Origin of the sequence: Dactylosporangium cerinum, from assembly GCF_042653625.1 — a bacterium.
GTDB classification, from domain to species: Bacteria; Actinomycetota; Actinomycetes; order Mycobacteriales; family Micromonosporaceae; genus Dactylosporangium; species Dactylosporangium cerinum.
Map to the genome: position 1 here is coordinate 143,671 of NZ_JBHSIU010000028.1, position 25,070 is coordinate 168,740.

Sequence of the window (25,070 nt, forward strand, 5' to 3'; positions counted from 1 at the left end):
CGTTCGCTACCCGTTCCCTCGATACGGTGAGTGCATCATGAAGCTGACGGTTGGCCCGCTTCCCGCTGGCGTGTACTGGCGGCGTCGCGCCATCATCGGCGGGGCGCTGCTCATCGTGGTGCTCCTGCTCTGGACGCAGTGCTCCGGGCCGGATCCGAAGCGGACCCCGTCCTCGGCGAAGTCGCCGGCCACCAGTGTCTCGGCCGACCCGACGCCCACGCTGCAGACCCCGACCACCGGCGATCCGGTCTCGCCGACCTCGGCGGCGTCCTCGGCGTCCGCGGTGTCCTCGACGCCGGCGGCCGCCTCGGGAATTCCGGTCTGCGCCGACGCCGACCTCAGCCTGGCCGCTTCGCCGGAGATGCCGGTGCAGTTCCGCGGGGCGTACCTCAAGTTCACTCTCAAGATCAAGAACATCTCGTCCCGGGACTGCACCCGCGACCTCGGTGCCGATTTCCAGGAGCTGTACCTGCAGGTCGGCGCCCTGAAGATGTGGTCGTCGGACCACTGCGACGCGCCGCACGGCAGCCAACCCACGACGCTCAAGCCGTCGATCGAGGTGTCGTTCTCGACCAACTGGAACGGCAAGGCCAGCAACAACGGCTGCGTCAACCGGGAGATCCCGCCGGCGGGCAAGTATGAGCTGGTCGGCCGCCTGGACACGAAGTTCAGCGCGCCGGTGCAGGTCCAGCTGACCTAGACGTACCGCTCCAAAATTGAGGCCTCGGCCAGGCGGCTCAGGCCTTCCCGCACGCCGCGCGCCCTTGCGTCGCCGACGCCGTCGACGGCCTGCAGGTCCTCGACAGTCGCGCCGAGCAGCCGCTGCAGGCTGCCGAAGTGCTCGACCAGCCGGTCCACGACCAGGGTGGGCAGCCTGGGCACCTTCGCCAGCAGCCGGAACCCACGCGGCGACACCGCGGCATCCAGCGCGTCGCTCGCCCCGGGATATCCCAGCGACTTCGCGACCGCGACCAGGTCGATGAGCTCCGTCGCCGTCAACGCGTCCAGCTCGTCCAGTGCGTCGTCGGAGGAACGGCTGCGCCGCCCCGACGGCAGGTAGTCGCGGATCACCAGCGTGCGATCCGCCTCGACGCCGGCCATCAGCTCCTCCAGCTGCAACGCCAGCAGCCGCCCGTCCGTGCCGAGCTCCACCACGTAGCCCGCGATCTCGTCCGCGATCCGGCGCACCATCTCCAGCCGCTGCACCACCGCCACCGCGTCGCGCACGGTGACCAGATCCTCGATCTCCAGCGCCGAAAGGGTCCCGCTGACTTCGTCGAGGCGCAGCTTGTATCGCTCAAGCGTCGCCAGTGCCTGATTCGCCTTGGACAGGATGGCGGCCGAGTCGTCCAGCACGTGCCGCTGCCCATTGACATACAGGCCGATGATCCGCATCGACTGGCTGACGGAGATCACCGGGAACCCCGCCTGCTTGGCGACCCGCTCCGCCGTGCGGTGCCGCGTCCCCGACTCCTCCGACGGGATCGTCGGGTCCGGCATCAGGTGCACCGCGGCCCGGACAATTCTCGTGCCGTCACTCGACAGGACGACAGCACCGTCCATTTTGCACAGCTCGCGGAGCCGCGTCGCGGAGAACTCGACGTCCAGCGGGAACCCGCCCGTGCACAACTGCTCGACCACCTTGTCGTAGCCGAGCACGATCAGGGCGCCCGTGCGCCCCCTCAGAATGCGCTCGAGCCCGTCCCGCAGCACCGTCCCCGGCGCCATCAGGGCGAGCGTCGCACGCAACGGGTCGGCGACGGCCCAGGCCCCGTTGAGGCCGGTATGGGAACCGCCCCTGCTGGGCTCGCGGTCGATCGGCACCCGCACAGTCTACGGATGGTTGGACATCCTGTGCTGGTGCGGTATCGACCCAGCCCGTAGAGTGGGCGGACGCCATCAGCTGATGGATCGTAGTTGATGTCTGTGAGGTCCCACCGGTGGCCGGTCCGGAGCGGATCGAGTGGCGGCGCAGTTTCCCGTCCCGCTCCCTGGTCACCCTGGCGTGGTACGTCCTCTCCGCCGCCCTCGCCGTCGGCCTCGTGCGCGGCCTCTTCGCCGACGAACCGTCCGTCCTCCCCTCGGGCGCTTCCAATCCACTCGCCACCCTTCCGCTGTGGACTGCTTTCCTGGCCGCGGTGGGCGCCATCCCGTTCGTCCTCGCCGTTGCCCGCCGCCCCCGGGTCGGCGCCAACCACTTCGCCCTCACCGTCCGCCCCGGCTGGATCCGCACCCTGGTCCTGCCGTGGTCGCGGGTGGCGCAGGTGACGCTGATGGAGGTCGGCGGGGAGCGGTACCTGCTGGTGAGGCTCAGGGCGGGCCTGGACCGTACCGGCACCAACCCCGCCTGGCTGGACCAGAACGTCGTCCGTGAGCTGTCGAAGACCCCGTCGAAGCGCGCCAGCGGCTTCGATGTCGCGGTCCGCTTGCGCGACTTCGCCGGCGGCCCGGACGGCCAGCTGGCGGCGCTGGCCGCGTTCGCCCCGGACCAGGTGCTGATCGCCAACCACCTGAACCCGTCCCGCGGCTGACCCTCTTACTGCGCTGCGGGCTGGCCCGCCTCGGCCGTGATTCCGGCTTCGCGTGGATCTTGCCGGGTGATCGAAGTCGTCCCATGGTCGCGCGCAGCCAGTCCGCGACTTCGATCACGAGGGGGCGCGGAGTGCGGAGTGCGGGGTGCTCAGCGGGCGGCGGGCGGATCTTGCGACCGTGATCGAAGCACGGTTCTGGCCACCCGCGCGGCCTGGGCGCTCCTTCGATCATCGAGAAGATCAACCTAGGAGCGGAGAAGAGCCGCACCGCACCGCACCGGCAATCATGAACTACCTGGTGGATTACTGATCGCCGGTGGACAGCGATCGACCAGGTAGCGCGGCGTACCGGGCCAATCTGAACCCGTCCTGGGGCTGAATCTTCCCGCGCTGCGGCTGCGGACCGGGGTCGGCTCGGCCGGTGATCGAAGGACGGATCCGGTCGCCCAGGTGACCCGACCGCTCCTTCGACCAAGAGTCCTGGGTGCAAGCGGTGGCTGAGAGCGGCGAGTCGTCCCATGCGTCGGGCGCCGCCCCGCGTCTTCTCGCTCCTTCGGTCTTGGAGTCAAGATCGAAGGATGGTTCCGGCTACCCGCGCGGCCAGGGCGCTCCTTCGATCATCGAGAAGATCAGCCTAGAAGCGGAGAAGAGCCGCAGCGCGCTGGCAAGCGGACACTGATCGGGCATTCCTTGCTTGGGCGGGCGATCTGCGGTGCGAACGATCCGCCGGGCGAACGATCCCAGATCCGGACAGTCCGCGGCGAGCCCGAGACCGCGAACGCCATGGTCAATCTCGCTCAGCCAGCCGCGCGACAGCTTCCAGTGGTGGGTCCACAAGCCGTTTGCCAGCTTTGATCGACGGGACCTACTGGTCGCCCCCGGTCAACCGCACCCTCCTGCTGATCACCGGCACGCGAGCCGGGCACGCCTCAGCCGGCCAACTGACTCTTCCCGCCTGTGCCGCACGTGAGCTGCACCGGACAACAGCGCCCCCCGGCGACCTCGTCTCGACGAGCCCACCCCGGCAAGTGATGCGAGCCGGGCAGCAACCCGGCACGGCAGGGCTCAGCGGGGGTCGACCTCGCTGGAGGCCTTGACCGCGTAGTGCAAAGCCGTCCGCACGTCCCCGACCTCCAAGACCCGCATCCCCGGCGGCGTGACGCCCGTGGCGGCTGGTCCGCAGCCCGGTGGGACGAGGGCGAACCGGAACCCGAGCCGCGCCGCCTCCGCCAGCCGCCGCGGCACCGCCCCCACCCGGCGCACCTCGCCGGTCAGCCCGACCTCCCCGACGACGACCAGGTCGGGTGGCATCGGCAGGTCGTGGGCGGCCGACGCGGCGGCGAGCGCCAGGGCCAGGTCGACGGCCGGCTCGGTGACACGTAAGCCGCCGACCGTCGCCGCATACACCTCGCGGTCGTGGAGCTGGATCTGGGCGCGTTGCTGGAGCACGGCGATGATCATGGCGAGGCGGGCGGAGTCGAGGCCGCTGACCGTGCGGCGGGGGGAGCCGGGGGTCTGGGCACCGATCAGGGTCTGGACCTCGGCGACGAGGGCGCGGCGGCCCTCCATGGCGACGGAGACGCAGGTGCCGGAGACGGCGTCGGCGTAGCGGGTGAGGAACAGGCCGCTGGGGTCGGGGAGGCTGGTGATGCCGCCCTCGTGCATCTCGAAGCAGCCCACCTCGTCGGCGGCGCCGAAGCGGTTCTTCAGGCCGCGGACCATGCGCAGCGAGGAGTGCTTGTCGCCCTCGAAGTTGAGCACGACGTCGACCAGGTGCTCCAGGACGCGGGGGCCGGCGACGTTGCCGTCCTTGGTGACGTGGCCGACGAGGACGGTGGCGAGGCCGCGCTCCTTGGCGATGGCGACGAGGGCGGCGGTGACGGCGCGGACCTGGGTGACGCCGCCGGCCACGCCGTCGGTACCGGGGGCGGAGATGGTCTGCACCGAGTCGAGGATGAGCAGGCCGGGCTTGACCGCGTCCAGGTGGCCCAGGACGGCGCCCAGGTCGCTCTCGGCGGCCAGGTAGAGCCGCTCGTGCAGGGCGCCGATGCGCTCGGCGCGGAGCCGGACCTGGCTGACGGACTCCTCGCCGCTGATCATGAGGGACGGGGTGTCGCCGTGCTTGGCCCATTGCTGGGCGACGTCGAGCAGGAGGGTGGACTTGCCGACGCCGGGCTCGCCGGCGAGCAGGACGACCGCGCCGGGGACGATGCCGCCGCCGAGGACGCGGTCGAACTCGGCCACGCCGGTCGGGCGGGCCTGGGCCGGCGCGGCGCTGATCTCGGCGATCGGGCGGGCCGGCTCCAGCGGGGCGCGGCTGGGCACGGTGCGCAGGGCGGAGGGGCCGAGCGCGGCCAATGGAGAGGACTCGATGATCGAGCCCCACTCACCGCACTCGGGGCACCGCCCGATCCACTTGGCCGGCCGGTGCCCACACACGTCGCACTGATAGGCGGCGCCCTTGGTCTTCGTCACCCCCGAAAACTAGCCCAGGGGTACGACAAAAATTACTCTTCCTCGTGCCCCACGACCGGGCTCGGCTTCGGCAGCGGGCTCGCCGGCACCGTCATCGGCAGCTCGGGCAGGTTGATCGTGGTGGTGGTGCCGTCCGCATACGTGAAGGTGAACGTCACGTCCGCCAGCGCGGTGCCGGCGGGCAGCGCCTCGCCGGTGAGCTTCTCGACCGCGAGGTAGGTCTTGGTGCCCTGGCTCAGCGCCACGAACCCGCCGACCGGGATCTCCACGCTGATCTTCGACGAACCCACCGGGGCCGGCGGGGGTGGAGGCGTCGGCGATTTCGACGCGGACGGCGAGGAAGAGGCCGACTTGGAGCCGGACGCGGAAACAGAAGGCGGCGGCGGAGGCGCAGAAGTGATGGCAGGAGCCGCGGACGCCTCACCCACCAGCACGACGCTGCCGGCGGACCCGGCCGTCACGCTGGTCAGCTTCACCGACTGGCGGGCGTTGTTGAACAGCCGCACCTCGATCGGCACGACGCTGCCGGCCTTGTACCCGTCGGAATACGCCACGACGCCCTCGCGCAGCGCGATCAGGCCGTCCTTGCTCTGAGCACTGATGCCCGGCACCGCGGCGACCTGGTTGTCGGTCTGCGTGATCTGACCGGCGCTGCACGCGGAGAGCAGGCCGACGCCGAGCACTGCGGAAGCCGCCAGCGCGGCGCCCAGCCCCAAGCGGCGGGCAGCCGGAATCGTACGCGTCACCTTGGGTCCTCCATCTGGATCGGGCGGCCGAGTACAGCCTAGATGCCGTTGATCGGCCGATTACGCGCACCCTGACACTGCACCGGTCATTCCAGGTTCAAGCCGCTGACCAGCAGAAATGCCACATCGATGAGTGCCACGGCGATGACCGACAGGAAAGGGACGCGGGATCTGGGGTCGCGGCGCATGGCGTAGACACCTGCGGAAAGCACGATCAGGGCCACCGCGAGGGTGGGCCAGAACAGCAGCGGCGGTGGCCCGGGCGGTCCGAAGGCCAGGAACACGGTCGCGAGCAGCAGCAGGACGGCCGCGGCGCCGAGTGACCCGCGCCGGCCGATGAGGTGTGGCAGGCCGCGGACGCCGGTGCGCACGTCGTCGTCCAGGTCGGGCAGCGTGTTGACGAAGTGCGCGCCCGCGCCGAGCAGGCCGCCGGCGAACAGCAGCCACAACGGCGGGTCGAGGCCGGCGCCGAGCACCACGAAGGCGGGCAGGCAGGCGAACGACACCGCGTACGGCAGCACCGACACCGGTGTGGACTTCAGCGGCCAGTCGTAGAGCAGCGCCGAGACCAGGGCCACCAGGGCGACAAATCCGGCAGTCACGCCGGACAAAAATCCTAAAGATGCACAAAGCAGTGCCGCGCAAGCGCCGAGAACGACAACCAGCCGCCGTGACAACACGCCGGAGGCAACCGGTTTGTCCGATCGCCCGACCAGGGCATCCCGCGGAGCGTCCAGCGCGTCGTTGATCCAACCGATCGAGAGCTGGCTTGCCAGCACCGTCGCAGCAGCCGCAACCACGCCCGGCCAGGGTCTTCCGAGTCCGAACGACAGCAGCGCGGCGACCGCCGTGACCGCGACCGCCGGCTCCGGGTGGCTGGCGCGGACGATTGAGCGAGCTACGGACATCCGGCAAGTGTGGCTGTCGGAGGGGTTCCGTGTCAGTCTCGATCCATGCGATCGACGCGCCGGGCGCGTAACGACCCGGGTCAGTATGACGACCTGGCCGGGGAGTGGTGGCGTCCTGGGTCGCCGCTGTCGATGCTGTACTGGCTGGCCCGTGCCCGCGCCCGGCTCATCCCGCCCGCGGAGCGCGACGGCGCCGTGCTCGTCGATCTCGGCTGCGGCGGCGGGCTGCTCGCTCCGCACGTCGCCGACAAGGGGTATCGACACGTCGGCGTCGACCTGATCGTGTCCGGCCTGGAGCAGGCCGCCGCGCACGGCGTGACGCCCGTGCTGGCGGATGTGCGGCGGTTGCCGTTCGCCGACGGTGTCGCCGACGTCGTCAGCGCAGGTGAACTGCTGGAGCACGTGCCCGACTGGCCGGCGGTCGTCGCCGAGGCGTGCCGCATCCTGAGACCCGGTGGCTGGCTGGTGCTCGACACCCTGGCTGACACCGCCGCATCGCGGCTGATCGCGGTCCGGCTCGCCGAGGCGATCATTCCCGCGGTCCGTGGCATTCACGACCCAGCCATGCTCGTCGACCCGCGCGCGCTGCAGAAGGCGTGCGCGGGCAACGGCGTGCCGATCGAGGTGCGGGGCGTCCGACCGACGCTGCCCGCGCTCGCCCGATGGCTGGTGACCCGCCGTAACGCTGTGCCGATCGTGCCGACGTTCACCACCGCGATCCTCTACCAGGGGCGCGGCAGAAAGGGGACCCAGTGACAGGTGCCGCGATCGCAGGCATGGGTGTGACATTCCCGGGCCCGATGCGCCAGGACGAGGTGTGGTCGGGCTTCTTCGAGCGGCACTACAACGGCTCCCGCAAGGGACTGGCCAAGCGGATCTTCGAGAACTCCGGCGTGGTCAGCCGGCACGGGGCGGTGAACCCGCTCCTGGAGGACGCGTCGAGCTGGTCGACCGCGAAACGCATGGGTCGGTACCTGACCGAGGCGCTCCCGTTGGGCAAGGACGCGGTCAGCAGCGCGCTGGACGCGGCCGGCCTGCGACCGGATGAGATCGGGTTGTTCGTGGTGTGTTCGTGCACGGGGTACGCCACCCCCGGCCTCGACATCCTCCTGGCCCGCGACCTGGGCATGGCCCCGACCACGCAGCGGCTCTTCATCGGCCACATGGGCTGCTACGCCGCGCTGCCCGGCCTCGGCGCCGCGACGGATTTCGTGTCGGCCCGCGGGCGCCCGGCGGTGCTGCTCTGCCTCGAGCTGACCAGCCTGCACGTCCAGCCGCCCAGCGAAGATCCCCAGCAGATCGTGGCGCACGCGCTCTTCTCCGATGCGGCTGCTGCGGTGGTACTGGTCCCGAGTGCTGCCGGTCAGACGGTCGCTGAGATAGCGGCCGTGACCGACACCGCGACCGCCGACCACATGACCTGGGACGTGACGGACCTCGGGTTCCGGATGGGCCTGTCGCCGAAGGTGCCCGACGTCCTGTCGATCTACGTCGCGGACCTGGTCGGTGATCTGCTCTCCCGGCACGGCCTGACCCTCGCCGACGTGGACGGCTGGGCGGTGCACCCGGGCGGCCCGCGAATCCTCGACGTGGTCCGGGACCGGCTCGAATTGCCGGAGTCGGCCCTTGCCGAGTCGCGGGGAACGCTCGCCGAGCACGGCAACTGCTCGTCGCCGACGGTGCTGCTGATCATCGACGCGTTGCGCCGCCGCGCGGCCGGTCCGCCGAAGAACACGGTCGCACTGGCGTTCGGCCCAGGCCTGACGTTGTACGGGACGCTGCTACGCGGTTGAGGCGGGTGCCACCGCGAGGTTGGCCAGCTCGGTGTCGAAGGAACTGGCGCTCGTCACCGAGCTGACCGCCCGGATCATCGTGCCGTTGGCGGCGACCAGGATGGCGGCCGTGGTGCGGCTGGGGGCCAGGAACGGCACGGCCGCGCGGACCGAGCTGTTGGGGTCGGCGAACGCACGCACCTTTACCTTGTCGTTGAGCCCCGAGGGCACCGTCGGCGCCCGGACGCCGACCAGCAGCACCTGCGTGGACGGGGCCTTGCTGGCGGCGACGGCCGCGACGGTGCCGGTGATGAGCTCCTCGCAGCTGCACCCGTCGACGAGCAGGATCACGGCCGGGGTGAGCTCGCGGAGCGGCACCGACTTGCCGTCCTGGTCGAACAGGCTGAGCCCCGCCAGGGAGACCACCGCGGCCGGGGACGACGGGGCGAGCTGCGGCGTGCCGTTGGGATTGCGCCGGGGCCATGCGACGGCGAACAGACTGACCAGCGTCGCGATGACGGCGATCGACATGATCAGCAACGGCACCGCAAGCCCGGGAGAATCGTCGTCGGTCCGGCCGATCGGCTCCGGCCTCAGGTGCAGCCGGCGGCGCCAGCGACGGCGGATTGCGGCACGGCGGAATTGTCGACGGATCGATGTGCCCTCGTCGTCGAGTGCGCCCGCATCGTCGGGAATGATGATCGTGCCCCACTCAGGGGGCAGGTCGGGCAGGCCACCACCGTCTTGTGGTCGCTCACCACCGCCGTTGTCGCCGCGCAGCGTGCCCATCGCTGTTCTCCTCGCACCTGCCTTAACTTTCCCTCACCTGACGGCTGCGCGCCAGAGGCGTACCCATCGAGATGCATGAAGAGTTTCCCACGCTCCGCCGCTGGTAGCATCACGGAGAGTGCTGTTCGAGGGAGTCGTTGAGTGATCTGTACGCACTCGTGACAATCAATCAGATATGTCCTACTGCCTGCGCATTTGCGCGTGCCCTGGGTTGTTGATCCGTTACGCAGCAGGTTCCACGATTCATGTCAAGCGGGAGAAAGGGGACTCACATGTGTTCTGACCTGCGCGAATGCTGCTCTCTGGGGTGGGACGACAGCGCGTGACCGTGTTACCCTAGACACAGCGAAAGGGGTTTCGAACCTATGGTTTTCAGTGTCGGCGAGACCGTTGTCTACCCCCACCACGGGGCCGCACTCATCGAGGCAATCGAGACTCGGGTCGTCAGGGGCGAGGAGAAGCAGTATCTCGTCCTCAGGGTCGCTCAGGGTGACTTGACGGTGCGGGTGCCCGCCGAAAACGCCGAGATCGTCGGCGTGCGCGAGGTGGTTGGCGAGGAAGGCCTGACCAAGGTCTTCGACGTCCTCCGCGCTCCGCACACCGAGGAGCCGACCAACTGGTCGCGGCGGTACAAGGCGAATCTGGAGAAGTTGGCCTCCGGCAATCCGCTCAAGGTCGCTGAGGTCGTGCGTGACCTGTGGCGCCGTGACCGGGAGCGTGGTTTGTCGGCCGGCGAGAAGCGCATGCTGGCCAAGGCTCGGGACATCCTGGTCGGCGAGGTGGCGCTTGCTGAGAAGAGCACCAAGGATGAGGCCGAGACGCTGCTGGACAAGGTGCTGACCGAGGCCTGACATTTCAGCCCGGCTATCACTGAAGACGAGGACCGCGACGTGACGGCGCACTTCCGTGTGCGTGGTGACGTCGCGGTCCTCGTGCCTGCTGCGGGCATGGGGGTCCGACTGGGCCCCGGCGCGCCGAAGGCACTGCGGCTCCTGCGAGGGGAGCCGCTGCTCGTGCACGCCGTTCGCCGGGTGGCTCTGGCCCCCAGCGTCGGCTGCATCGTCGTCGCCGCTCCAGCGGATGCCGTGGACGACGTCACCGTGCTGTTGAGCTCCATTGTTGCCGGTGAGACCTGTGTGGCGGCTGAGCCTGCGCTGGTAACTTCCGGTGCCTTTGACGGGTCCGTTGCTCTTGATGGCTCCGGCGCTCTTGATGGTGCCGGCGCTTCTGGCGGTTTCGGTGCTGCTCCGGGTGTGCGGCTGATCGTGGTCGCCGGTGGGGCGAGCCGACAGGCGTCGGTGGCCGCCGCGCTGGCCGCGGTGCCCGACGAGTTCGGCATCGTGCTGGTCCATGACGCGGCTCGGGCACTGACCCCACCGGAGCTGGTGGAGGCAGTCGCGGACGCGGTGCGAGGGGGGCACGGCGCGGTCATACCCGTTCTTGCGGTGGTCGACACCATAAAGCAAGTGGACAATTCCGGCGTCGTCGTCGGCACCGTGGACCGCTCCGTCCTGCGTGCCGTCCAGACCCCCCAGGGCTTCCGCCGCGACGTCCTGACCAGCGCACACGCCGCCGCCGTCGACGAACACACCGACGACGCCGGCATGGCCGAGAAGATCGGCGTCGCCGTGCACACCGTGCCGGGTTCCGAGGCGGCCATGAAGATCACCCGCCCGTTCGACCTGGCCGTCGCCGAGCTGCTGTTCTGACCGTGAGCCACCCGCCAGTCTGGCTGCTCGACGTCGACGGCGTGATCAACACCCGCCGCCCCCTATGGGGCCCTGAGCTGCGCCGTGGCGTCGCGCGGTCACAGGGTGTGGACTGGCCGATCCGGTGGGCGCCCCCGCTGATCACCCGCATCCGCCGCCTGGCCGTCGCCGGTGTCGTCGAGGTGCGCTGGTGCACGACCTGGTGCCCGGACGCCGACGCGCTGGAGCGGCTGTTCGACCTGCCGCCGCTGGGCCGGGCGCTGACCGCCGCCGAGCTGGCCGCGGTGGAGGGCACCGATGCCGTGAAGCTGGCCGCCGCTCGTCGGGTCCTCGCCGAGCGCCGCCGCCTGGTGTGGACCGACGACACCGCCGTGCCCGCCGCAGGTCCCTTGGCCGACGAGCTGACCGCCGGCGGGCGCGGCCTGCTGATCCGCCCGCACCCCCGCCGCGGCCTCCGCCCGAGCGACCTCGCCAGGATCGAGTCCTTCGCCCACCGCCGAGCCGCCGCAACCATGCGCCGACCAGCATGACCGCGCCGGCATCGTCCCTGTTTGCGCACTTCTCGATCGCCGAACCGCCCAGCTCTCCCGCCGTCTGACCGTGCGCCGCTTGATCGAAGCCGTGCGGTGGACGTCCAGGTGGCCACTGCACGACTTCGATCGCGGCACGTGGGGTGTGTGCGACGCGCCAGTGGCCGTTGCGCCGACTTCGACCTGTGAGAGGCCTTGTCGGGCGGATGGTGGCGCGACAAGCCGAATGATCGCCGGGGTCAGGTGCTCGGGATCCCTCGGGTTGTGGGGGGATCTGGCAACGACGCCGCATGTCCGCCGCTCGGTTGGCGCTGCTGATGTCCGGATCCGGCAACGATCCCCGCGTGCCCCGCTGCTCGGTCCGGATCAGGCCTCGTTGCCTGCCTGTGTGGCATCGGGAGTGGATCTCCCTGGTGATCGAAGTCGCCGGTCGGCTGTCCGCGCAGCCCGTGCACGACTTCGATCACGGTGGTGGGGTGGTCGCGTTGCAGGCGGCGCCGTCGGTCATGCCGCTGCTGCGGGCCGGAGATGGACGCTGGCGTCGGATCAAGCGCGGTGCGTCAGTTGATCACGTGATTGGTTGATCGAAGTCGTGAGGCGGCCGTGGGGCGGCTTCGATCGCGTGCGCAAGCTCGTGCGCCCGGTCCGGTGGTGTGTGACGGAGCGGGGCCGGAGTTCGCGGCGCCGCAGTCGTGGCCGGCTGCTTCTCGACGCTCCGCGCGAGTTCGCCGGCACTCACCCCTGGTGCGGCCAGCACGACTGCGGAGTGACTCAACCGCGGGGTGATTCTCAGGAAGCGGTGGCTGCCCGGGCGACCGCAAGTTCGTCTCGATCAGCCCGGAGCGGCTTCAAACGACGCCGGCCCCGGGGCGCACGAGCGCCGCGGGGCCGGGAAGGTCAGGAAAAGGAACGGGCCGAAGGTCAGGCGGGTGCGGCCGACACGGGTGCGATGGCCGGCTGCTTGCGGGGGCGGCGGCGCCACACGAGGTAGGTGCCGATCGAGCCGCCGATGCCCAGCGTGGCGATCATCGCGCCGGCCAGGGACATGCCGAGCGTGTCGCCGCGGGCCGTGGCGGAGCCGAGGGCCGCGTACGCGATCGTGGCCGGCAGGGCGCCGAGCATGGTGCCGGCGATGAAGGTGGTGCCGCGGACGCGGGTCGTGCCGAAGACGTAGTTGGCGACGCAGAACGGCACGAACGGGATCATCCGCGAGATGATGACGGCGATGATGCCGCGGTTGGCGACGGCCTGCTCGATGGCGAGGAAGCGGCCGCTGAGGTGGCGGGCCATGAAGTCGCGGCCCAGGAGGTGGCCGATCGTGTAGGCGATCAGGGCGCCGAGGGTGACGCCGGCCATGATGTACAGGACGCCGCCGGCGAAGCCGAACAGCACCCCGCCGACGCCGGCGAGGAGGGTCCGGGGGACCAGGGCGGTGGTCAACAGGGCGGCGCCGAAAACGGCGATCGCCGGGGCGAACGGGTGGTTGGGGCCCACGGCATGGGTGAGCGACGATTTATCCGGGTGAATGATCAGCATCACCACGGACAACGTCGCGACCAGCAGGGCAAGCAGCCCGAAGCGCACGGCGGCTCCGGAGCGCCACCACTGCCGTGGGGCTTTCGGGGTCGTCTGGTCGCTGCGCACCCGACCTAGCCTAGGCCCGGAACGCCAGGATGCCGAGTCCGATGACGGCTCAGCAACCAGAAGTTCACGATTGCGCACCAATCGTCGTACCCTCCCGAAGTGATCTGGAAATGATGCTGATCGGCAACGGGACCGATGTACACGCGTTCGAAAAGGGCCGTGAGTGCTGGGTTGCGGGGCTCAAATGGGACGGGGTCGACGGGCTCGCCGGGCACTCGGACGGGGACGTCGCGGCCCATGCGATCTGCGACGCGTTGCTGTCCGCGGCCGGGCTGGGTGACCTCGGGGCGATCTTCGGCACGGGCCGCCCGGAATGGGCGAACGCCAAAGGGGTGACGCTGCTCGCTGAGGCCGCCAGGCTGGTCCGCGAGGCCGGGTACGAGATCGGCAACGTGTCCGTGCAGGTCATCGGGGTGGCTCCGAAGGTCGGCCGGCGCCGGGCCGAGGCGGAGGACACGTTGAAGCAGGCGATCGGGGCGATCGTCCGGCTGTCGGGCACCACGACCGACGGGCTCGGGTTCACCGGGCGGGGTGAGGGGCTGGCCGCCACCGCCGTAGCGTTGATCTATCCGGTACCGAAGGGATGAGCCTTGAACGAGATGTTGCGTGAGCTGCTGGACCGCCGGGCGTTTCTGGTGCTCAGCACGATCAACCCGGACGGCGCGCCGCAGTCCAGCGTGATCTGGGCCAAGCACGACGGTGACGATGTCGTCTTCTCGACGATCCGGGGGCGCCGCAAGACCCGCAACATGGAGCGCGACCCACGGGTGTCGATCTGCGTGTACGACCCGGCGAACCCGTACCGCTACGTCGAGATCCGCGGCACGGTCGGCCTGGTGGAGGAGGGTGGCCCGGAGCTGATCGACGAGCTCAGCCGCCTGTACGACGGCAAGCCGTTCGTCGAGAAGGTTCCCGGCGTCACGCGGGTGGTCTGCCGCGTGACCGCCACGAAGATCATCGAACACTAGATAAGCAGAAAAAAGCACCCAACCGCCGAACCTCCCGCCGGCGTCATTGCGGCGGGAGGCGATGTGCGCGACGAACTGGAACGGCAGTACGTGGAGTACTTCCAGCCACGGCTGCCACAGCTGCACCGGCTGGCGGTGATGCTCTGCGGCGACGCCGACCGCGCCGACGACATCGTGCAGGCGGCGGTGACCACGCTGTACACGCGCTGGCGGCAGGCGCGGCAGGCGGACAACCTCGACGCGTACGTGCGCCGCAGCGTGGTCAACGCGTTCCTGAGCGAGCGCCGGCGCTTCTGGTCCCGGGTCGTGCTGACCGAGACGCTCCCAGATCGTCCGGCTGTCACGGGGCAGCCGGCCGACGAGCGGCTGGAGATCCGGGCCGCACTGAAGAAACTGCCGCCGAAGCAGCAGGCGGTCCTGGTCCTGCGGTTCCTGTGCGACCTGCCCGTCGACGAGGTCGCGGAGCTGGTCGGCTGCTCTCCCGGGACGGTGAAGAGTCAGACGTCGGACGGGTTGGCGAAACTGCGCAGGCAGCTGGGCGCGCTCGCGCCGGCCGGGGGTGGGGCGGAATGAACGAGGACCTGCTCACCCCGCTGCGCGACGTCGACGTCCGCCCGCCGAGAGTCGACCTGGGCCAGGCGATCCGGGTCGGCCGGCGACGGCGCAGGATCCGGCAGGCCGCGATCGCCGGGCTGGCCGCGGCGGCGGTGCTCGCCACGGCGGTCGCGGTCAACGCCGTGACCGGGCAGCCGCGGTCGATGCCGGCGGATCGGACGCCGGTGCCGCTGCCGACGTCGACGATCGCGCCTCCGCTGGGGGACTGCACGCCCGGCCCCGCCGACGCGCCGTACCTGAGCCGGCATCCGTGGGTGGTGCTCGACGACACCTGGCGGGTCGCCGTGCACCTCGACGCGCCGGGCACGGCACCGGTCGAGGCGGTCCGCTACACGGACGGCCGGGTGGAACGCATCCCGGACGTGCCGAGCCGGTTCCAGGTGGCCCTGGTGAACCGGGCCGGTGACTTCGCCGGGGTGCACTCGAAGGTCGAGCGCGGCTGGGTGTACCGCGACGGCCGGTTCATCGAGCTCAAGCTGCCCGGCGGCGCGACCCACGTCGCGTTGACCGACATCAACGAGGCCGGCGACATCCTCGGCTCGGTGGACACCGGGAAAGTTGGGGGCTACGAGGGAGTCGTCTGGCCGGCCGGCCACCCGGACCGGCCGCGGCTGCTCAAGGCTCCGGCCGGCAAGATCGCGCGGGGAGCCGGGATCGCCTGGGACGGCACAGTCGTCGGCACGGTGATCGACCAGGGAACGGCCACGCCCTACCTGTGGCAGCCCGACGGCACCGGCGAGCCGCTGCCAGTGCCGGCGGAGCTGGGGCAGAGCGTCGAGGTCTCCAACCTGACGGGCGACTGGGCGGTCGGCCCCAAGATCCGCTGGAACATCCGCACCCGCCATGCGGACGTGATCAACGGCATGGACAAGTGGAGCGTCGTCGACGTGTACGGGCGGGTCTTCGGCACCACCGAAACCGCCGAACACCGGGCGGTGGTCTGGATCAACGGCACCGTCCAGCCGGTGCAGCGGTCCGAGGGCCTGCGGGCCGGCATCGAGTTCGTCCGCCATGACGGCCGGCAGATGCTGAGCCAGGCGTCGACCGGCGAATGGGTCCGCTGGACCTGTAGTTAAGCGTTGCGGGCCCAGGTCCACGCGTATCCGGTGTCCTCGACCGACAGTGCGGGCTCGCACAGGTCGAGGGGCCGGAACGTGTCCAGCATGACCGCCAGCTCGTCGAACGCCTCAGCGCCGATCGCCCGCTCGACCGAACCCGGCTGCGGGCCGTGGGTGAAGCCGCTCGGGTGCAGCGAGATCGAGCCCTGGACGATGCCGGAGCCGCGCCGGGCCTCGTAGTTGCCGCCGGTGTAGAACAGCACCTCGTCGGAGTCGACGTTGTGGTGGTTGTACGGCACCGGGATGGCGAGCGGGTGGTAGTCGACCTTGCGCGGCACGAACGAGCAGATGACGAAGTTCGGGCCTTCGAAGGTCTGGTGCACGGGCGGCGGCTGGTGCAGCCGTCCGGTGATCGGCTCGAAGTCGTGGATCGAGAACGCCCACGGGTACAGGCAGCCGTCCCAGCCGACGACGTCGAACGGGTGGGTGGCGTAGATGTGCTCGGTCCAGCCGCGCCGGTGCTGGACCAGGACGGGGACCTCGGTGGCGTCCACGAGCAGCGGCGTGGCCGGGCCGCGCAGGTCGCGCTCGCAGTAGGGCGAGTGCTCCAGGAACTGCCCGCGCTGGGACAGGTACCGCTTCGGCGGGCCGATGTGCCCGGACGCCTCGATCACCAGCAGCCGCACCTCGTCGGAGGTGGGCACGAGCCGGTGGATGATCGACGTGGGGATGATCGCGTAGTCGCCGGCGGAGAGCTCCAGCAGGCCGAACGTCGATTCCACCCGCAGCGAGCCGGACTCGACGTAGAGGCATTCGTCGCCGATCGCGTTGCGGTACAGCGGGGACGGCATCGTGGCGATCGCATAGGACATGCGCACGTCGTCGTTGGCGAGCAGGTGCTGCCGGCCGCGGACCGCGTCGGTGGGCCCGCCGTCCAGCTTGTGGGTCTGGAAGTGCCGCGGTTTGAGCGGCAGGTTGGGCGCGCGGGTCGTCGTGAACGGGGTGATCGTGGTGGCGGACAAGATCGCCGTTGGTCGATGCTTGTGGTACAGGAGGGACGAGTCGCTCGAAAAACCCTCCTGCCCCATCAGCTCTTCCGCGAACAGCGAGCCGTCCGGCTGGCGAAACTGGGTGTGTCGCTTCGGTGGGACCTCGCCCACGCGACGGTAGTACGGCATCCGTTGCCTCCCCGAAGAAAGTCTGTCCGGATAACGGACATAGTTGTCCGCCCTGTATAGCGTCCATTAGATTCGGAAGCCGTGTCAAACGCCGTTCCTCCTCTGCTGGCCGCCCTGGTCGACGACGCCGCCGTCTTCCCACCGGGGAACATGCCGCTGCCCGACGCCGTCCCGGCCCACCTCAGCCACCGCCACGGCCCCTGGGCAGCGATGATCGGCCCCCTGCTGATCCCCGCCGACGACCTGTCCGAGATCGCCACCGCGGTCGACATCGGCATCGTCGGCCCGCCCGGCGCGGTCGAGCACGCCCTCGAAACCATCCCCGGCCACCTCACCGTCCGCCAGATCGAGTCACCCGTCGCCAAACGGGGCGAGGACCCGGCGCCCGGCATCGACCAGCTCGCCGGCCTGCTCCGCAAGAAGAGCGACGAGCCATGGAGTTGGTACTTCGAAGTCCCGCTCGCGTGGGGACTCATGCGGGCCCTCGACCAGTTGGCCCAGCTGCGCGCCGAAGGGCTGCCGGCCGCGGCGAAGTTCCGCACCGGAGGCCTGGCCGCCGAGCTGTTCCCGACCCCGGTCGAGCTGGCCGCCGTGATCTGCGCCTGCCGGGACCGGGAGTTGCCGTTCAAGCTCACCGCCGGCCTGCACCACGCGGTCCGGCACACCGATCCCGACACGGGCCTGGTCCACCACGGCTTCCTCAACGTGCTCGCCGCCACCCTCGCCGCCGCCGGTGGCGCCGAACCCGCCGACCTCGCGGGCATCCTCGCCGGCACCGACGCCCACCCCCTGACGACCACGATCCGCGCCGCGCTGGACGAGCCACGGCCGCTGTGGGTCGGCTTCGGCAGCTGCAGCGTCGACGAACCGGTCACCGACCTGACCAACCTCGGCCTGCTGCCGCGGGAGGTGCGCGCATGACCTCGTGGATCGAGCCTGCGCCGGGTGACCCGTTCGGGGTGCACAACCTGCCGCTGTGCGCGACCCGCGACGGCTGGGTCGGCGTGCGCGCCGGCGACCTCATCCTCAACCTCGGCGCCGCCGAGGAGGACGGACTGATCGACGCCGGTGGCACGTTCACCCGCGCGGCCACCCTCAACCGGTTCCTCGCCGCCGGCCGCCCCGCCTGGACCCGGGTCCGCGAGCAGCTCACCGGCCTGTTCACCGGCCCGCGCCTGGCCGGCAAAGAGACGCTGCTGCACCCGGTCGACGGGACCGCGCTCGCGCTGCCGTTCGAGGTCGCCGACTACATCGACTTCTACTCGTCCGAGCATCACGCGAACAACCTCAGCCGGCTGTTCCGCCCCGACTCGCCGTCGCTGCTGCCCAACTGGAAGGAACTGCCGGTCGGCTACCACGGCCGGGCCGGCACCGTCGTGGTCTCCGGCACCGACATCCCGCGCCCGCACGGGCAGCGCAAGGCGCCCGACGAGGAGCGCCCCAGCTACGGGCCGTCCCGGCGGCTGGACATCGAGGCCGAGCTCGGGTTCGTGGTCGGCACGCCGTCCAGCGGCCCGATCGGCGTCGACGACTTCCGCGAGCACGTGTTCGGCGCCGTCCTCGTCAACGACTGGTCCGCCCGCGACATCCAGGCCTGGGAGTACCAGCCGCTCGGGCCGTTCCTCGGCAAGTCGTTCGCGACGTCGATCTCGCCGTGGGTGGTGCCCCTGGACGCCCTGGAACCGGCTCGCACCGAGGCGCCCGTCCAGCACCCACCGGTCCTGGACTACCTGCGGGAGGCGGAGCGGTACACGTACACCATCCGCTTTGAAGTCTTCTGGAACGGCACACTCGTCGCGCAGCCGCCATATGAGGGCGTGTATTGGACTCCGGCGCAACAGCTCGCCCATCTCACCGCCAACGGTGCGTGGGCCCGAACGGGTGACCTCTACGCCTCCGGCACCATTTCCGGCCCCACACCGGAGCAGACCGGGTCATTCATCGAGCGGACGTGGAACGGCGCACAGCCGGTCCGACTCGACGACGGCTCGACCCGTAGCTTTCTGCTCGATGGCGACACGGTCACGATTTCGGCTACCGCAGGGCGTCCAGGTGGTCCGGGCGATGCCGCCATGATTGGCTTCGGTGAGGTGAGGGGCACAGTGGTGACGCGGGTGTGAGAAGCCCGGCGATCGACGGTCACCGTGAGCAGAATGCGACTTAAGCCGGGTATGGTGCCCGGCGGAGGTGGTTATGGGGACGGGTCGTGCGGGGCGGCGATTCAGCGTGCGCCCACGAAACTGGCCCCGGTCCTTGCGCCGGGTCCTCACTGCGTTCTTCGCGATCGTGGTGATCGCGGCGATGGGTGTCACGGCGTACCGGACCCTGAAGCCGGCGGAGACCGTCAGCCGGGCCAACAAGCCCGTGCCGTCGCCCGAGCCCATCCAGTCGATCCAGTATGCGGAGCTGCCCTCCGCCCCGCTGATCGTCGAGGGCCGGCTGCGCGTCTACACCGAGCAGCGGCGCGTCTTCGCCGACACGCCCGTGACCGCGCAGCGCGAGATGACGCCGCACTGGGCGTACCGGCGCTGGCCCGCCGAGGTCGTCTCGATCGTCGCGGTCGAGAAGCCCGCCAGCGGCGTCGGCCTCTCCGTCGTGGTGACCAAATGGTCCGACGGTGAGATCGTCGCCCTCGACGCGGAGAAGGGCGACATCGTCTGGCAGGTCCGCATCGACCCGGCCGACGGCGAGACGTTCAAGGGCCGCCGCACCGGCGCGAAGACCATGTACTCCCCGGAGGACCTGTTCGTCACCACCTCCTCCGTGGACCACCAGCCGGTCGTCATCGCCACCGGCAAGGACATCGTGCAGGCCATCGACCCGTCCGACGGCAAGGTCCGCTGGACCCACTCCTTCGCCGCCACCCCCGGCTGCCACGCCGTCGACTGGACCAGCCTCGACGCGTACTTCGTGAAGGACACCTGCGCGAAGCCCGCGACGCTGGAGGTGTACGACGCCGGCACCGGCGCCCTCCTCACCACCTGGCGCCCGCCGGGCGCGTCGATCGGCCCGGACAACGTCACCAACTGGTTCCTCGAGCCGACGTCCTGCCAGCTCGGCCGCTCGGGCTGCGTCCTGTTCAAGGCCGCCCCGACCGGCGACGTCGTCAGCTACGCCGACGCGGCGTCCGGCGTCGGCAGCGTCACCCCGACGTACTGGGCCCTCGGCGCCGACCACATCATCAAGTCGGAGCTCATCCCCGACAAGGACAAGGTCGTGGTCGTCGGCGACGTCCTCGCCGAGCAGGTCGTCGGCGGCTACATCTGGGCGTTCTCCCGCACCACCGGCCAGCGCCAGTGGATGTCCGAGGTCTCCGGCACCCTGATCGGCGCCGACCAGCGCAACGTCTACCTGATCAACAAGGACTACCAGCTCCTGGTCCTGAACCTGATCACCGGCGCGGTCACCTCCAGCACCGAGCTGCGCATCCGCCCGGAGGACCGGTTCGTGTTCAGCGAGCTGTATCTGCACGGCGGCTACCTCGTGATCGAGCGCCTGCACACCACCAACGCGTCGGAGATCGACGACAAGTACTACTTCAGCATGAACACCGTCGTGCTCGTGGGCATCGGCTGATGCGGTTTCCGGCGGTCGCGCTTGTGCTGGTCGCTCTTGTCGCGGGCTGCGAGAGCGACCACGGTCACGCCCCGCCGGTCAGTTCCGCTTCCGTCGTGGCCACCGCTTCCGGGCCGATATCCACCGGGCCTTTCAACGCGACGGACGTGCAGTTCGCGACCGACATGATCCCGCACCACCAGCAGGCGGTCGACATGACCACACTTGCCGCCACCCATGCGTCGAGCGCCGAGGTCAAGGCCCTGGCCGCGAAGATCCGCAAGGAGCAGGAGCCGGAGATCACGACGATGTCGGGCTGGCTCATGGCCTGGGGCGAGCCGGTCCCGAGCCCGGGCGCGATGCACCACGACTCGGGCGACATGGGCGGCATGCCCGGCATGCTGACCGACACGGAGCTGCGCCAGCTGGGCGCCGCGACCGGCCCGGCGTTCGACAAGCTGTTCCTCACCCTGATGATCAAGCATCACGAGGGCGCGGTCGAGACCGCCACGACGGCCCAGTCGCAGGGCTCCGCGGTGAAGCAGCTCGCCGGGTCGATCGTGACCAGCCAGACCGCCGAGATCGCCGAGATGAAAGCCCTGCTCGACAAGCTCCCGTAGGCACTTCTCATGATCCGGAAGAGTTTGTGTACCCGGGGGTGCACAAGGTCTTCCGGATCATGGAGTGGGGCTCAGATGCAGTCGAGGAAGGCGTCGTTCTCGCCCGGGGAGCTGATCGTGACGCGGACGCCGTCGCCGGCGAAGGCGCGCACGATGACGCCGGACTCCTCGCACTTCGCGGCGAAGTCGGTGGCGGCGTCGCCGAGCGGGAGCCAGAAGAAGTTGGACTGCGTGTCGGGGACGTCGGGGTACACCTTGCGAACGGCGGAAACGACCCGCTCCCGCTCGGCGGTGATGAGGTCGACCCGGCGCTGCATCTCGTCGGACGCCTGCAGGGCGGCGAGGGCCGCGGCCTGCGCCGTCGCGGAGGTGGAGAACGGGGTGACGACCTTGCGCACGGCGGCCGCGACCTCGGGGGAGCCGACGAGGTAGCCGACCCGCAGGCCGGCCAGGCCCCACGCCTTGGACAGGGTGCGCAGGACGACGACGTTCGGGCGGTCGCCATACGTGGCGAGGCCGTCCGGCACGTCGGGGTCGGTGACGAACTCGCGGTACGCCTCGTCGAGAGCGACCAGAACCGTCGGCGGCACGGCGTCGAGGAACGCGTCGAGCTCGGCCTTGCGGTTGCTGGTGCCGGTCGGGTTGTTGGGGTTGCAGACGATCACCAGGCGGGTCTTGTCGGTGACCGCGGCCGCCATGGCCGGCAGGTCGTGCCCGTGCGTGCTGGTGTTCGGCACGCGGACGCTGGTCGCGCCGCTGGTCGCGGCGATGATCGGGTACGCCTCGAACGAGCGCCAGGCGTAGATGGCCTCGTCGCCGGGGAGGCAGGTGGTGCGGAACAGGTGCTCGGTGAGCGCGACGGAACCGCAGCCGGTGGCGATGCGGTCCGGGTCGACGCCGAGGCGGTCGCTCAGGGCGGCGCGCAGCGCGGTGGCACCCGGGTCCGGGTAGCGGTGGGCGCCGGTGATCGACGCGGCGACCGCGTCGACGACGCCGGGCAGCGGGCCGTAGGGGACCTCGTTGCTGGCCAGCTTGATCGCGCCGGGCACGGTGCGGCCGGCGACGTAGGCGGGCAGGGCGTCGAGGTCTGCGCGGGTGAGGCGGGTCATGACGGATCTCCGGAGGATTCTGACGACGAAGGCGTTGAAGGCGTTGAAGGCGGCGGCTGTGACGGCGACTGGGCGTCGCGCACCACGACGGTGCCGGCCGAACGGTCGTGGAAGGCGCGGTGCAGCGGCCAGTCGATCACCGGCGAGAGGCTGTCGAGGAACTGCAGCAGGAAGCCGACGCCGCAGGTCCACAGCAGCACCGACAGGCCGAGCGGGTTCCACCGGCGGATGGCGCGGCCGAAGCCGATCGGCTCCTCGCTCTCCAGTCGCATGACCTTGATCTTCAGCAGCCGCTTGCCGAGGGTCTGGCCGCTGTTGGCGATGGAGGGCACCTCGTAGGCGAACCAGAGCGCGGCGATCAACAGCAGGATCACGACCTGCAGCGGTCCGGCCCGGTCCGGCTGCACGATGTCGCTGGTCGACTCGTTGGCCCGGATGCGGTCCCAGGTCTCCTGGAAGACCGGGGACATCTCGCGCAGGTACTGGTAGATGAAGTAGCCGGTGACGACGGCGTTGAGCACCAGCAGCGCGGCGATGTCGACCAGCCGGGCGAGCAGCCGGGCACCGAGGCCGGCGACCTGCCGGCCGTGCGGCATGGCCGTGGCCAGGGCCTGCCCGGCGGCGCGGGTCTGCGGCGGCAGCAGCACCTGGACCGCGCCGGACGGGTACCCGCCGGGCGGCAGCGTGCCCTGCGGGTGCACCCCGGGCGGCAGTGGCGCGCCGGGCGGCAGCACGACGGCGCCGGGTGGCAGCTGGCCGGGCGGGAAGCCGCCGGGTGGCACGGGCGTGCCGGGCGGCAGGATGACCGCGCCCAGCTGCGGGACCGTCGGGGCGGCTTCAACGGGCTCGGGCGGCGCGACGGCTGGCGGGCCTTCCGGCGGGACCTCATCGGCTGGGATGGGCTCGCCGATCCAGCCTTCACCGTCCCAGTACCGCTGGACGGCCTGATCGACGGGATCCTTGTACCAACCTGGAGGTGTCACCTGTTGACCTTTACCACAACCGTCTGTGCGAACTTGTCGTGCAGGCACTGCTGGAACGGTTTGTCCCACAGCTGCCACAGCCCGTCGATCCAGTTGAAGAACGGAAGGACGATCCCGCCGACATACTGTGCCAGCCAGCGCTTTCCTGCCACGCCGCGGGTGATCGGTGCACCCGGAACGTCGAGCCGGATCAGGTCCAGGCCGAGTGCCCGCTTGCCCAGTGTGACACCGCGGCGGCTCGGGTACAGCTCGACGTGGTACACGTAGTTCAGCCCGACCATGATCACGAAGATCGCGGCGTAGCCGATGATCAGCGGCAGGACGAACAGCGACACGTCGGGTGAGCTGACGATCTGCCCGGTCTCGGGGTCGGTCTCCACATCGGCGGCCAGCGCGGTGACCCACGCGACCATGCCGAACGCCGCCGGGATCATGACCGCCATCGACACCACGAAGAAGATGGCGCCGTCGATGAGGTACGCGCCGAGCCGCAGGCCGAACCCGGCGAGCGGCTGACCGTTCGGCGCCAGCGGCACCGGCGGAGGCCCGTAGTAGGCCTGCGCCGGCACGCCGTAGGCGTTCTGCGGGTAACTGGGCTGCGCATATGGGTTGTGCTGCGGCTGTTGTTGGGGGTAGGTCACCCCGACAGTGTTACAGGTTCCCGCGACGTTCCTGTTCCCGCTCGATTGCCTCGAAGAGGGCCTTGAAGTTGCCCTTGCCGAAGCCCAGGGAACCGTGCCGTTCGATCAGTTCGAAGAAGACGGTCGGGCGGTCCTGGACGGGCTTGGTGAAGATCTGCAACAGGTACCCGTCCTCGTCGCGGTCCACGAGGATGCCGCGCGCCTTCAGATCCTCGATCGGCACCCGGACCCGGCCGATGCGGGCCCGCAGCTCCGGGTCGTCGTAGTACGAGTCGGGCGTGACCAGGAACTCCACGCCGGCGGCCCGCATCAGGTCGACGGTCCGCAGGATGTCACCGGTGGCCAGCGCGATGTGCTGCGCGCCCGGCCCGCCGTAGAACTCCAGATATTCGTCGATCTGCGACTTCTTGCGCGACACGGCCGGCTCGTTGAGCGGGAACTTCACCTTGCGGGTGCCGCTGGCGACGACCTTGCTCATCAGCGCCGAGTACTCGGTGGCGATGTCGTCCCCGACGAACTCGGCCATGTTCGTGAACCCCATGACCCGGCGGTAGAACTCGACCCACTCGTCCATGCGGCCCAGCTCGACGTTGCCCACCACGTGGTCGACGGCCTGGAAGAACCGCTTCGCCGGCGGCGTCACGATCGGCTGCCTCGCCACGAACCCGGGCCGGAACGGGCCGCTGTAGCGGGAGCGGTCGATCAGCGTGTGGCGGGTCTCGCCGTACGTCGCGATCGCCGCGACCCTGATGACGCCGTGCTCGTCCTCTTCGTCGTGCGGGGCCTCGATGCTCGTCGCGCCCTGCCGCAGCGCGTGCGCATACGCCGTGTCGACGTCCGGCACCTCGAGCGCGATGTCGGCGATACCGTCGCCGTGCCGCTCGTAGTGCTGCGTCGCCGCTGCCTGCCGGTGCACCCCGCCGGCGAGGACGAACATGGCCGAACCGGACTTCAGCACGTACTCCGCGTGGTCGCGGTATCCCTGCTCGGGCCCGCGGTACGCGACGAGCGCCATCCCGAACGCCGTCGAGTAGTAGTGCGCGGCCTGCTTGGCGTTCCCGACGTAGAACCGGACGTGATCGAGCCCGGTCAGCGGGAACGGGTCATGCGACACATCGTGCTCGACAGCACCGATGAGCTCGTTGACGTCTTCGATAGCGCGGGTCATACGCCCAGCCTCGCCGCCTGCCCCGCAGCTGGGCAAGGAACGCTATTCTGCATGGTCAGGTTGCTCATATT

Annotated in this window: 27 protein-coding genes; 16 read left to right on the forward strand and 11 right to left on the reverse strand. The window is 70.2% G+C overall.

Annotation, left to right across the window (positions count from 1 at the left end):
* Window positions 1-37 precede the first annotated feature (37 nt).
* Complete coding sequence (locus ACFPIJ_RS23440) at window positions 38-700, forward strand: hypothetical protein (RefSeq protein ID WP_380117314.1); 663 nt, start codon at window positions 38-40, stop codon at window positions 698-700.
* Here ACFPIJ_RS23440 and disA read toward each other — a convergent pair.
* On the reverse strand, window positions 697-1,818 hold the full coding sequence (gene disA, locus ACFPIJ_RS23445; RefSeq protein ID WP_380117616.1) for a DNA integrity scanning diadenylate cyclase DisA: 1,122 nt from the start codon (window positions 1,816-1,818) through the stop codon (window positions 697-699). The genes ACFPIJ_RS23440 and disA overlap by 4 nt on opposite strands.
* A gap of 122 nt (window positions 1,819-1,940) precedes the next feature.
* Here disA and ACFPIJ_RS23450 point away from each other — a divergent pair, with 122 nt between their 5' ends.
* The gene (locus ACFPIJ_RS23450) at window positions 1,941-2,531 is read left to right on the forward strand and encodes a hypothetical protein (protein ID WP_380117315.1); all 591 of its coding nucleotides are present in this window, start codon (window positions 1,941-1,943) and stop codon (window positions 2,529-2,531) included.
* Between the two features lie 1,065 nt (window positions 2,532-3,596).
* Here the strand turns inward: ACFPIJ_RS23450 and radA are convergent.
* From radA to ACFPIJ_RS23465, 3 genes are all read right to left on the reverse strand, one after another.
* Complete coding sequence (radA, locus tag ACFPIJ_RS23455) at window positions 3,597-5,006, reverse strand: DNA repair protein RadA (protein WP_380117316.1); 1,410 nt, start codon at window positions 5,004-5,006, stop codon at window positions 3,597-3,599.
* Window positions 5,007-5,038: 32 nt separating this feature from the next.
* The gene (locus tag ACFPIJ_RS23460; protein WP_380117317.1) at window positions 5,039-5,752 is read right to left on the reverse strand and encodes a hypothetical protein; all 714 of its coding nucleotides are present in this window, start codon (window positions 5,750-5,752) and stop codon (window positions 5,039-5,041) included.
* 86 nt (window positions 5,753-5,838) lie between these two features.
* Window positions 5,839-6,660 (reverse strand): UbiA family prenyltransferase, encoded by an 822-nt coding sequence (locus tag ACFPIJ_RS23465; RefSeq protein WP_380117318.1) that lies wholly within the window; start codon window positions 6,658-6,660, stop codon window positions 5,839-5,841.
* Window positions 6,661-6,705: 45 nt separating this feature from the next.
* On the opposite strand from ACFPIJ_RS23465, the gene ACFPIJ_RS23470 reads away from it, so the two are divergent.
* Window positions 6,706-7,416 carry a methyltransferase domain-containing protein gene (locus tag ACFPIJ_RS23470; protein WP_380117319.1) on the forward strand — a complete coding sequence of 237 codons (711 nt, stop codon included), beginning with the start codon at window positions 6,706-6,708 and terminating at the stop codon, window positions 7,414-7,416.
* Between the two features lie 20 nt (window positions 7,417-7,436).
* Complete coding sequence (locus tag ACFPIJ_RS23475) at window positions 7,437-8,453, forward strand: type III polyketide synthase (RefSeq protein ID WP_380117320.1); 1,017 nt, start codon at window positions 7,437-7,439, stop codon at window positions 8,451-8,453.
* Here the strand turns inward: ACFPIJ_RS23475 and ACFPIJ_RS23480 are convergent.
* On the reverse strand, window positions 8,442-9,221 hold the full coding sequence (locus ACFPIJ_RS23480) for a hypothetical protein (RefSeq protein ID WP_380117321.1): 780 nt from the start codon (window positions 9,219-9,221) through the stop codon (window positions 8,442-8,444). The genes ACFPIJ_RS23475 and ACFPIJ_RS23480 overlap by 12 nt on opposite strands.
* A 365-nt stretch (window positions 9,222-9,586) precedes the next feature.
* On the opposite strand from ACFPIJ_RS23480, the gene ACFPIJ_RS23485 reads away from it, so the two are divergent.
* From ACFPIJ_RS23485 to ACFPIJ_RS23500, 4 genes are all read left to right on the forward strand, one after another.
* Window positions 9,587-10,072 (forward strand): CarD family transcriptional regulator, encoded by a 486-nt coding sequence (locus ACFPIJ_RS23485; RefSeq protein WP_033363204.1) that lies wholly within the window; start codon window positions 9,587-9,589, stop codon window positions 10,070-10,072.
* A 39-nt stretch (window positions 10,073-10,111) separates the two neighbouring features.
* Window positions 10,112-10,930: an IspD/TarI family cytidylyltransferase gene (locus tag ACFPIJ_RS23490; RefSeq protein ID WP_380117322.1), complete on the forward strand. Its 819-nt coding sequence runs from the start codon at window positions 10,112-10,114 to the stop codon at window positions 10,928-10,930.
* A 2-nt stretch (window positions 10,931-10,932) separates the two neighbouring features.
* The gene (locus ACFPIJ_RS23495; RefSeq protein ID WP_380117323.1) at window positions 10,933-11,460 is read left to right on the forward strand and encodes a hypothetical protein; all 528 of its coding nucleotides are present in this window, start codon (window positions 10,933-10,935) and stop codon (window positions 11,458-11,460) included.
* A gap of 413 nt (window positions 11,461-11,873) precedes the next feature.
* A complete protein-coding gene (locus tag ACFPIJ_RS23500) occupies window positions 11,874-12,044 on the forward strand; it encodes a hypothetical protein (RefSeq protein WP_380117324.1) in 171 nt (56 codons plus the stop codon).
* A 337-nt stretch (window positions 12,045-12,381) separates the two neighbouring features.
* Here the strand turns inward: ACFPIJ_RS23500 and ACFPIJ_RS23505 are convergent, their stop codons facing one another.
* Window positions 12,382-13,104: a TVP38/TMEM64 family protein gene (locus ACFPIJ_RS23505; protein WP_380117325.1), complete on the reverse strand. Its 723-nt coding sequence runs from the start codon at window positions 13,102-13,104 to the stop codon at window positions 12,382-12,384.
* Window positions 13,105-13,214: 110 nt separating this feature from the next.
* Here ACFPIJ_RS23505 and ispF point away from each other — a divergent pair, with 110 nt between their 5' ends.
* The 4 genes from ispF to ACFPIJ_RS23525 all read left to right on the forward strand — a co-directional run bounded on the left by ispF (window position 13,215) and on the right by ACFPIJ_RS23525 (window position 15,763).
* A complete protein-coding gene (gene ispF, locus ACFPIJ_RS23510) occupies window positions 13,215-13,691 on the forward strand; it encodes a 2-C-methyl-D-erythritol 2,4-cyclodiphosphate synthase (RefSeq protein WP_380117326.1) in 477 nt (158 codons plus the stop codon).
* 12 nt (window positions 13,692-13,703) lie between these two features.
* Window positions 13,704-14,072: a PPOX class F420-dependent oxidoreductase gene (locus ACFPIJ_RS23515; RefSeq protein WP_380117618.1), complete on the forward strand. Its 369-nt coding sequence runs from the start codon at window positions 13,704-13,706 to the stop codon at window positions 14,070-14,072.
* 63 nt (window positions 14,073-14,135) lie between these two features.
* On the forward strand, window positions 14,136-14,645 hold the full coding sequence (locus ACFPIJ_RS23520; protein WP_380117327.1) for a SigE family RNA polymerase sigma factor: 510 nt from the start codon (window positions 14,136-14,138) through the stop codon (window positions 14,643-14,645).
* Window positions 14,642-15,763 (forward strand): hypothetical protein, encoded by a 1,122-nt coding sequence (locus tag ACFPIJ_RS23525; RefSeq protein WP_380117328.1) that lies wholly within the window; start codon window positions 14,642-14,644, stop codon window positions 15,761-15,763. Before ACFPIJ_RS23520 ends, ACFPIJ_RS23525 begins: the two co-directional genes overlap by 4 nt.
* Here the strand turns inward: ACFPIJ_RS23525 and ACFPIJ_RS23530 are convergent.
* Window positions 15,760-16,923: a homogentisate 1,2-dioxygenase gene (locus ACFPIJ_RS23530; RefSeq protein ID WP_380117329.1), complete on the reverse strand. Its 1,164-nt coding sequence runs from the start codon at window positions 16,921-16,923 to the stop codon at window positions 15,760-15,762. The two genes, ACFPIJ_RS23525 and ACFPIJ_RS23530, sit on opposite strands and share 4 nt — an antisense overlap.
* An 81-nt stretch (window positions 16,924-17,004) precedes the next feature.
* Here ACFPIJ_RS23530 and ACFPIJ_RS23535 point away from each other — a divergent pair, with 81 nt between their 5' ends.
* The 4 genes from ACFPIJ_RS23535 to ACFPIJ_RS23550 all read left to right on the forward strand — a co-directional run bounded on the left by ACFPIJ_RS23535 (window position 17,005) and on the right by ACFPIJ_RS23550 (window position 21,098).
* On the forward strand, window positions 17,005-17,844 hold the full coding sequence (locus ACFPIJ_RS23535) for a hypothetical protein (RefSeq protein ID WP_380117330.1): 840 nt from the start codon (window positions 17,005-17,007) through the stop codon (window positions 17,842-17,844).
* A complete protein-coding gene (gene fahA, locus ACFPIJ_RS23540; RefSeq protein ID WP_380117331.1) occupies window positions 17,841-19,043 on the forward strand; it encodes a fumarylacetoacetase in 1,203 nt (400 codons plus the stop codon). Before ACFPIJ_RS23535 ends, fahA begins: the two co-directional genes overlap by 4 nt.
* A 133-nt stretch (window positions 19,044-19,176) precedes the next feature.
* Entirely contained in the window at window positions 19,177-20,499 is a 1,323-nt protein-coding gene (locus ACFPIJ_RS23545; protein WP_380117332.1) for an outer membrane protein assembly factor BamB family protein, read from the forward strand.
* Between the two features lie 194 nt (window positions 20,500-20,693).
* Window positions 20,694-21,098 (forward strand): DUF305 domain-containing protein, encoded by a 405-nt coding sequence (locus tag ACFPIJ_RS23550; RefSeq protein WP_380117333.1) that lies wholly within the window; start codon window positions 20,694-20,696, stop codon window positions 21,096-21,098.
* 71 nt (window positions 21,099-21,169) lie between these two features.
* Here the strand turns inward: ACFPIJ_RS23550 and hisC are convergent, their stop codons facing one another.
* From hisC to hppD, 4 genes are read right to left on the reverse strand one after another with little or no spacing between them, the layout of a single operon-like run.
* Entirely contained in the window at window positions 21,170-22,207 is a 1,038-nt protein-coding gene (gene hisC / locus ACFPIJ_RS23555; protein WP_380117334.1) for a histidinol-phosphate transaminase, read from the reverse strand.
* Window positions 22,204-23,190 carry an RDD family protein gene (locus ACFPIJ_RS23560; protein ID WP_380117335.1) on the reverse strand — a complete coding sequence of 329 codons (987 nt, stop codon included), beginning with the start codon at window positions 23,188-23,190 and terminating at the stop codon, window positions 22,204-22,206. Before ACFPIJ_RS23560 ends, hisC begins: the two co-directional genes overlap by 4 nt.
* Window positions 23,187-23,831 (reverse strand): RDD family protein, encoded by a 645-nt coding sequence (locus ACFPIJ_RS23565; RefSeq protein ID WP_380117336.1) that lies wholly within the window; start codon window positions 23,829-23,831, stop codon window positions 23,187-23,189. The genes ACFPIJ_RS23560 and ACFPIJ_RS23565 overlap by 4 nt, the downstream gene beginning before the upstream one ends.
* A gap of 10 nt (window positions 23,832-23,841) precedes the next feature.
* Window positions 23,842-24,999, reverse strand: a complete 1,158-nt coding sequence (hppD, locus tag ACFPIJ_RS23570; protein ID WP_380117337.1) for a 4-hydroxyphenylpyruvate dioxygenase — start codon at window positions 24,997-24,999, stop codon at window positions 23,842-23,844.
* Between the last annotated feature and the right edge of the window lie 71 nt (window positions 25,000-25,070).

Excerpts from the sequence above, each read along its gene's own strand:
- ACFPIJ_RS23440 (WP_380117314.1), top strand. The coding sequence starts at position 38 with ATGAAGCTGACGGTTGGCCCGCTTCCCGCTGGCGTGTACTGGCGGCGT.
- ACFPIJ_RS23465 (WP_380117318.1), bottom strand. The coding sequence starts at position 6,660 with ATGTCCGTAGCTCGCTCAATCGTCCGCGCCAGCCACCCGGAGCCGGCG.
- ACFPIJ_RS23470 (WP_380117319.1), top strand. The coding sequence starts at position 6,706 with ATGCGATCGACGCGCCGGGCGCGTAACGACCCGGGTCAGTATGACGAC.
- ACFPIJ_RS23475 (WP_380117320.1), top strand. The coding sequence starts at position 7,437 with ATGGGTGTGACATTCCCGGGCCCGATGCGCCAGGACGAGGTGTGGTCG.
- ACFPIJ_RS23480 (WP_380117321.1), bottom strand. The coding sequence starts at position 9,221 with ATGGGCACGCTGCGCGGCGACAACGGCGGTGGTGAGCGACCACAAGAC.
- ACFPIJ_RS23485 (WP_033363204.1), top strand. The coding sequence starts at position 9,587 with ATGGTTTTCAGTGTCGGCGAGACCGTTGTCTACCCCCACCACGGGGCC.
- ispF (WP_380117326.1), top strand. The coding sequence starts at position 13,215 with ATGATGCTGATCGGCAACGGGACCGATGTACACGCGTTCGAAAAGGGC.
- ACFPIJ_RS23515 (WP_380117618.1), top strand. The coding sequence starts at position 13,704 with ATGTTGCGTGAGCTGCTGGACCGCCGGGCGTTTCTGGTGCTCAGCACG.
- ACFPIJ_RS23525 (WP_380117328.1), top strand. The coding sequence starts at position 14,642 with ATGAACGAGGACCTGCTCACCCCGCTGCGCGACGTCGACGTCCGCCCG.
- ACFPIJ_RS23530 (WP_380117329.1), bottom strand. The coding sequence starts at position 16,923 with ATGCCGTACTACCGTCGCGTGGGCGAGGTCCCACCGAAGCGACACACC.
- fahA (WP_380117331.1), top strand. The coding sequence starts at position 17,841 with ATGACCTCGTGGATCGAGCCTGCGCCGGGTGACCCGTTCGGGGTGCAC.
- ACFPIJ_RS23550 (WP_380117333.1), top strand. The coding sequence starts at position 20,694 with ATGACCACACTTGCCGCCACCCATGCGTCGAGCGCCGAGGTCAAGGCC.
- hisC (WP_380117334.1), bottom strand. The coding sequence starts at position 22,207 with ATGACCCGCCTCACCCGCGCAGACCTCGACGCCCTGCCCGCCTACGTC.
- hppD (WP_380117337.1), bottom strand. The coding sequence starts at position 24,999 with ATGACCCGCGCTATCGAAGACGTCAACGAGCTCATCGGTGCTGTCGAG.